The sequence below is a fragment of the Nostocoides australiense Ben110 genome, from assembly GCF_001050535.1.
Classification (GTDB): domain Bacteria; phylum Actinomycetota; class Actinomycetes; order Actinomycetales; family Dermatophilaceae; genus Nostocoides_A; species Nostocoides_A australiense.
The window spans coordinates 1,667,610-1,674,466 of record NZ_HG764815.1 but is presented as its reverse complement, the minus strand read 5'-3'; the positions used below and the strand labels follow the sequence as shown (position 1 = coordinate 1,674,466).

The 6,857-nt window shown below is 70.1% G+C and carries 6 protein-coding genes and 1 pseudogene; 5 read left to right on the top strand and 2 right to left on the bottom strand.

The genetic code is table 11. From position 1 onward, the window contains the following. On the bottom strand, positions 1–417 hold a 417-nt coding region (locus tag BN11_RS23555), incomplete at its 3' end, for a hypothetical protein (RefSeq protein WP_235435410.1). Positions 418–670: 253 nt separating this feature from the next. Beyond that, entirely contained in the window at positions 671–1,504 is an 834-nt protein-coding gene (locus BN11_RS07955) for a uracil-DNA glycosylase (protein ID WP_048696419.1), read from the bottom strand. Between the two features lie 297 nt (positions 1,505–1,801). Between BN11_RS07955 and valS the strand changes: the two genes are divergently transcribed. The 5 genes and pseudogenes from valS to BN11_RS23550 all read left to right on the top strand — a co-directional run. Continuing rightward, positions 1,802–4,429, top strand: coding sequence for a valine--tRNA ligase (gene valS, locus BN11_RS07950; RefSeq protein WP_048696417.1), 2,628 nt, complete (start codon positions 1,802–1,804; stop codon positions 4,427–4,429). A gap of 41 nt (positions 4,430–4,470) precedes the next feature. Further along, positions 4,471–5,184 (top strand): DUF4129 domain-containing protein, encoded by a 714-nt coding sequence (locus tag BN11_RS07945; protein WP_083433611.1) that lies wholly within the window; start codon positions 4,471–4,473, stop codon positions 5,182–5,184. After that, the gene (locus tag BN11_RS07940; protein WP_048696415.1) at positions 5,181–5,699 is read left to right on the top strand and encodes a hypothetical protein; all 519 of its coding nucleotides are present in this window, start codon (positions 5,181–5,183) and stop codon (positions 5,697–5,699) included. Before BN11_RS07945 ends, BN11_RS07940 begins: the two co-directional genes overlap by 4 nt. Next, positions 5,700–6,653 (top strand): AAA family ATPase, encoded by a 954-nt coding sequence (locus tag BN11_RS07935; protein ID WP_048696413.1) that lies wholly within the window; start codon positions 5,700–5,702, stop codon positions 6,651–6,653. After that, positions 6,650–6,857: pseudogene (locus BN11_RS23550) on the top strand (hypothetical protein); the annotation flags it as partial. The gene BN11_RS07935 and the pseudogene BN11_RS23550, both read left to right, overlap by 4 nt.

Below are 6,857 nucleotides of genomic sequence, written 5' to 3'. Positions count from 1 at the left end.
CCCGGCCGGCCGATCGGCGGGGACGACGGCAGCGTCGCCAACAGTGTCCGGATGCGGGATCACCGACGCCAGCCAATCCACGAATGCCTGCACGGTGACGGTGGAGACCGTCAAACCCTCGAAGCCCACACGGCCTGGCGCGGAGGCCGGCGTGGGTGTCACCTCTGAGTCCGCTCCGGGCGTGGCATCGGCCGCCGGGGCGGCCAGTTCCACGCGGAGCCACTCGTCGTAATCCCCCGCGCTGATCCGGGCATCGAGCGCTGCCAGCCAGGCCTCCTCGTCGGCAGCGTTCCACTCGGGACTGTCCGCCTCCACATCGAGGCGCTGGTGATCCGCCTGCGCTTCGCGGGCCAGACCGCCGTCGGCGACCCAGGAGTCGTAGGCCGCGTCCACCTGCGCCGGCTCCAGCGGCGGCAAGTCAGGGACAACGTCAGGGCACGCGCGACCACGGGAGCAGGAAGCTCCAGGTCGGGGATCGTGTGCCGTGGTCGTCATGGTCTTATCGTACTCCAGTTCTATCAGTCACGCAAGGCCTATTCTGATGAATTTCGCTGCAGCGCAATGTGATTAGCTTCCGCAAGCGCCACCGCAACGACCAGTCAACAACTCGATAACGACCCGCAAACTGCCCGCTCACCAGACCCTGCCAGAGCCCACCGACAACCGCCCTTTAAACCCCCGATGCGCGTCGCCGGGCCGCCATCACGACGGCGTCCAGCATCGGTTCGGTGAGCCGCCCGGTGAAGGTGTTCTGCTGACTGACGTGATAGGAGCCGAGGAGCAACACCTCGGACCCGTCGGGCCGCCGGACGATGGTCGAATTCGCGTGTCCGAAACTCGGTTTCGGCCGCGGCACTCCCCAGCCCAGCCGACGGGCGGCGGCCAGCGTGGCATCCCATCCGACGCCACCCAGAGCGATCACTACCCGAACGCCCGGCGAGAGAAGCAGTTCCCGATCGAGCCATGGCGCACAACTGCGTTTCTCGTCGGTGGTCGGCTTGTTCTCCGGCGGAGCGCAATGCACCGCCGCCGTGATCCGTATGCCGCGCAAGACCATTCCGTCACCCGCGGCAGTGCTCGCGGGCTGGCTGGCGAACTCCGCGCGGTGCAGCGCGGCATACAGCCAATCCCCCGACCGGTCGCCGGTGAACATCCGCCCAGTGCGGTTGGCGCCGTGGGCGGCGGGAGCCAGCCCGACGATGAGGATACGAGCGTTCGGGTCACCGAAGGAGGGCGCCGGCCGACCCCAATAGGGTTGGTCCGCATACGCCGCCCGCTTCTCCCGTGCCACCTGCTCCCGCCACGCAACGAGGCGGGGACAGGCACGGCATACCGAAACCTCGGCCGCCAACTCGGCGAGCGAATCGCATTGACCGGCAAGGATTGCCACCGACCCGGCATCCCGCGCCACCGATGTCGACGCGGTGGCCGGATCCCCCGGCCACCCTGTCCCAGGGACCACTGGCGAGGGAAAGGAACCGCCGCCGATCGGGTGCGGATGCATAGAGGCCACGCCGCTATCGTCCTATGCGCCGCCGCGGTCTCCTCGCGCGCACCGCGCATGACATACCAGGCCAGGGCTGGTGGCGGGCCGCATACCCCTCTTGACGCAGACGCTACGGGGGTGGGATTGCCCAGCAGTTCTCGAGGCGCATCTTTCGGCCTCGCCCGACGTCCCACTGCCGGGGATCACCACCAGCATCGTGAGCAAAGCGCGCCACCTATAGATCACCCAAGGCGCGGGACACCGGCGCGAAACCCGGTCGAGACCACGGCATACGGGATGAAAGAATTCCCAACCATGACCACCGCACCCGCGCAGCACCCTGCCCTCCCCGAGCGGCCCACGCTCGACGGCCTGGAGGAGAAGTGGGGCGCGGTATGGCAGCAGCAGGGCACCTACGCCTTCGACCGGGAGCGTGCGCTCACCCTGCCGCGGGAGCAGATCTTCGCCATCGACACTCCCCCGCCGACCGCGAGCGGGAGCCTGCACATGGGACACGTCTTCAGCTTCACGCACACCGACTGCATGGCGCGGTACAAACGGATGCTGGGGCACGAGGTGTTCTATCCGATCGGCTGGGACGACAACGGCCTGCCCACCGAGAAGCGCGTGCAGAACTACTACGGCGTGCGCGGTGACGCGACCCTGCCCTATGTCGAGAACTTCGAGCCGCCCCACCGCGGCACGGCCACATCGACCAAGTCGGCCCACGAAGTGCCGATCAGCCGCGCCAACTTCCTCGAGCTGTGCGAGGAGCGCACCGTCGAGGACGAGAAGAGCTTCGAATCGCTCTTTCGCCGCCTCGGCCTGTCCTTCGACTGGCAGCAGACCTATCGCACCATCGACGACTTCTCCCGGGCGACCTGCCAGTGGGCGTTCATCCGCAATGTCCAGCGCGGCGAGGCCTACCAGTCCGAGGCGCCCGGGCTGTGGGATGTCACCTTCCAGACCGCGGTGGCGCAGGCCGAGTTGGAGGCGCGCGACTACCCCGGCCACTACCACCGGGTCGCCTTCCACGCCGAGGACGGCCCCCTCCACATCGAGACGACGCGCCCCGAGCTGATCCCGTCGGTGGTGGCCCTGATCGCCCATCCCGACGACGAGCGGTATGCCGCGCGCTTCGGCACCACGGTCACCTCGCCGTTGTTCGGGGTCGAGATCCCCGTCGTCGCGCACCCCGCCGCCGAGATGGACAAGGGCGCGGGCATCGCGATGTGCTGCACCTTCGGTGACCTCACCGACGTGCTGTGGTGGCGCGAGCTGCAGCTGCCCACCCGCTCGCTGATCACCCGCACGGGCCGGATGCACCACGAGAACCCGGAGTGGCTCGTCGGCACCCCCGGCGAGCAGCTGTATGCCGAGCAGATCGCCGGCAAGACCGCATACGGCGCCCGCGAGGCGATCGTGGCGCTGCTGCGCGAATCCGGCGACCTCGACGGCGAGCCCACGCCGACCCAGCGCAAGGCGAACTTCTACGAACGCGGCGAGAAGCCGCTGGAGATCGTCACCACCCGCCAGTGGTATATCCGCAACGGGGGCCGCGACGCCGCCCTCAACGCCGAGCTCGTGGCCCGCGGCGACGAGATCGCCTTCCACCCGGCCTTCATGCGCAGCCGTTATGCCAACTGGGTCGCCGGCCTCAACGGCGACTGGCTGGTGTCGCGGCAGCGCTTTTTCGGACCGACCATCCCCGTCTGGTATCCCCTCGACGAGGACGGAGAACCGTTGTGGGACAACTATATTCTGCCCACCGAGGAGATGCTGCCCATCGATCCGATGGCCGACGCACCCCCCGGTTACACCGAGGACCAGCGCGGCAAGCCGGGCGGTTTCGTCGGTGACCCGGACGTCTTCGACACCTGGGCCACGTCTTCGCTCACCCCGCAGATCGCCCTCGGCTGGCGCCGCGACGACGAACTCTTCGGCCACCTCTTCCCGATGGACCTGCGCCCGCAGGCACACGACATCATCCGCACCTGGCTCTTCGCGACCGTCGTGCGTGCGCACTGGGAGCACGGCACGATCCCGTGGACCGACGCCGCGATCAGCGGCTTCATCCTCGACCCCGACCGCAAGAAGATGAGCAAGTCCAAGGGCAATGTGGTCACGCCCGAGGACATCCTCAAGGAGCACAGCACCGACGCGGTGCGCTACTGGGCGGCCAGCGGCCGGCTCGGCACCGACGCGGCATACGACGTGGGCCAGATGAAGGTCGGGCGCCGCCTCGCGATCAAGCTGCTCAACGCCACGAAGTTCGCACTGTCGTTCGGGGAGGTGGAGGCGTTCGGTGAGGTGGAGGGCGACCTGCGCGCGGCCGTCACCGAGCCCCTCGACCTCGCCATGCTCGCCGGCTTGCGCGAGGTCGTCGAGAAGGCGACCGCGGGCTTCGAGTCGTGGGACTACACGCGCAGCCTGGAGATCACCGAGGCGTTCTTCTGGACCTTCTGCGACGACTACCTGGAGTTGGTCAAGGACCGCGCCTACGGCGGCCAGGGCGAGGGTCCGGCAGCAAGCGCCCGCGCGGCCCTGCGGCTCGGCCTCGACGTGCTGCTGCGGCTGCTCGCCCCGATCCAGCCCTATACGACCGAAGAGGTGTGGTCGTGGTGGCACGAGGGGTCGATCCACCGGGCCTCGTGGCCGACGGCCGAGGAGTTGCCGGAAGGCGGCGACGCGACGATGCTCGCCTCCGTGGGCGCCGCGCTCGCCGCGGTGCGCAAGGCGAAGTCGGAGGCCAAGGTCGGTATGCGGTCCGAGATCACCGCGTTGACCCTCACCGGGCCGCACGCGGCGTTGGAGCAGATCCGCGCCGCCGCGGACGACCTGCGGGCGGCGGGGCGGATCACCGCCGAACCGCAGTATGCCGCGGGCGAGGCGATCGCCGCCGCGGACGTCGAGCTCATCCCCGCCGAGAAGCGCGCCGGATAGTCTCGCCTCGAGTGCCATCGGCACGCAGAGGAGGGCACGTTATGGACGTCCGGGCACCCGCGAGCCGCCACGCGCCAGTGGCGCTGGTGCTCGCCGTGGTGCTCGGACTGGCGATGTTCGTCGCCGGGTCGGGGCCGGTGTTCGTCGTGGGCGATGCATACGAAAGCCGGCTCGAGCCGTCGGTGTCCACCACCACGCCGTCCCCGACGTCGGTCGTCGATCCGGCCGCACCCACCCCGCCGCCCCCGATCCCCTCGCCGCCGGAGTTCGCCACGAACGGCTGGGTGCGGCTGATCCTCGGGGTCCTCGCCGGCGCCCTCGTCCTCGCGGTGTTGTGGCGACTGTTCCTCCTGTGGCGCGGGCGACCGCGCGAGATCCCGGCGCCCGAGGTTCCCGTCGTGGAACCGGTGGCGGAGGCGGTGCTCGACGACGCCGACGAACAGTTCGCCGCCCTGCGCTCGGGAGCGCCCAACAACGCCATCGTCACCTGCTGGCAACGTCTCGAAGCCGCCATCGACCGGGCCGGCTGTCCGGCGTTGTCGTGGGAGACCCCCGCCGAGGTGACCAGCGCGGTCCTGCGGCGCTTCGAGATCGACGATGACGCCATCGCTGGGCTGGCCGACCTCTACCGGGAGGCACGGTTCAGCCGGCACGCCCTCGGCGAAGCCGACCGGGAGCGCGCTGTCGACGCCCTGACCCGGATCCACGAGGGCCTCGCCCACGCACGTGTCCCGGAAGCGGAGCAGGCGCCGTGACGCGGTCCCGGATCCCCACCTGGCCCGCCGGGCCGGGCATACCGCTGATCTCCTTCGGGGTGCTGCGGTTGCTCATCCCCGTGATCCTCGTCGCGCTCGGCATCGCGTGGTACTCCTTCACCCCGGCGCCCAACGCCGTGCTGTTCTGCTCGATCCTGTTGGCGGGCTGGGTGATCGGCTGGGTCGTCTATCGCCTGGCCCGGCTGGGGACGCCGCAACGCTGGCAGGTCTTCCGGCCCTACCCCCCGAGGCACCGTGGCCGGGACTCGCGGGTCTCGGCCCTGCGGGTCCTCCTCGACGAGCCCCGGCGCGAGAACGACGAGGAACTGCACCGCATCATCTCGGCGATCGTGAGCGACCGGCTCAGCCAGCGCCGGGTCCACGGCCAGGCTGAGAACGACCCGGGCGCCCTCCTCGGGGGCGAGGTCGCGGCATACCTCAATGCGCCGGAAGGTATGCGGCGCAGGCCGATCCACACCATCGACACCATGCTCCAGCGCATCGAGAGGCTCTGAATGGACCTGCCCACCACCTCCCGCCTGGGCGGCGAGATCCTCGACGAGGTCGAGCGAGCCGTCGTCGGCAAGCGCGACGCCCTCACCCTTCTGCTCGCCGGCGTCCTCGCCGGCGGGCACGTGTTGTTGGAGGACTTCCCCGGTCTCGGCAAGACCCTCGCCGCACGCAGTCTCGCGACCGCGCTCGGGCTGGATTTCAAGCGGGCACAGTTCACTCCGGACCTGCTGCCGGCCGATCTGACGGGCTCCTTCGTCTTCGATCAGCGCACCGCGACCTTCGAGTTCCGGCACGGCCCGATCTTCGCCGGGCTCCTCCTCGCCGACGAGATCAACCGCACCCCTCCCAAGACCCAGGCGGCCCTGCTGGAGGCGATGCAGGAGCACCAGGTCACGGTCGAGGGGCGAACCTTCCCGCTCCCCAAGCCTTTTCACGTCCTCGCGACCGCCAACCCCATCGAGTACGAAGGCACCTACCCACTGCCCGAGGCCCAGCTCGACCGCTTCCTGATGCGCCTGGAGTTCGGCTATCCGAGCCCGACCGAGGAGTGGCAGGTCCTCACCGCGCGGATGGGCCGGCGCACCGAGGAACACAGTCTGCGCGCCGTCACCGACCCGACGGGCCTCCTCGCCATGCAGCAGGCGATCGAGACGGTGACGGTGGACGACTCGGTGAGCCAGTACTGCGTCCGGCTCGCCGGCTCGACTCGCCGGCACGCCCAGGTCCTCGTGGGCGCCTCGCCCCGTGGCTCGCTGGCTCTGCTGCTGTGCTCTCGTGCGTATGCCGTGCTGGCCGGCCGCGACTATGTCACCCCCGAGGACGTCAAGGCCGTGGCGCACCCCGTGCTCGACCACCGCGTGAGCGTGCGGCCGGAGTTGTGGGCCAGCGATATCACCGCGTCCGCGATCGTCGAGGACATCCTGCGGTCGGTCCCGACCCCGGCGAGCGGCCCATGAGCGGGAGCCGCTGGGAGCCGACGGCGGCACACGTCCGGGCCCTCGTCGTCGCCCTGCTCGTCGGTCTCGGCGCCGCGTTGGCGCGCCGGCCGGACCTGCTTGTCCTCGCCTCGCCCTTCGTCATCGCCGCCGCGTGGGGCCTGGCGGGGCGACCGGACGGCCTCCCCCAGGCCCGGCATCAGGTGTCGCCGGCCCGCGGGGCCC

Coding starts and splice junctions, on each gene's coding strand:
- valS (WP_048696417.1), top strand. CDS start 1,802: ATGACCACCGCACCCGCGCAGCACCCTGCCCTCCCCGAGCGGCCCACG.
- BN11_RS07935 (WP_048696413.1), top strand. CDS start 5,700: ATGGACCTGCCCACCACCTCCCGCCTGGGCGGCGAGATCCTCGACGAG.
- BN11_RS07955 (WP_048696419.1), bottom strand. CDS start 1,504: ATGCATCCGCACCCGATCGGCGGCGGTTCCTTTCCCTCGCCAGTGGTC.
- BN11_RS07945 (WP_083433611.1), top strand. CDS start 4,471: ATGGACGTCCGGGCACCCGCGAGCCGCCACGCGCCAGTGGCGCTGGTG.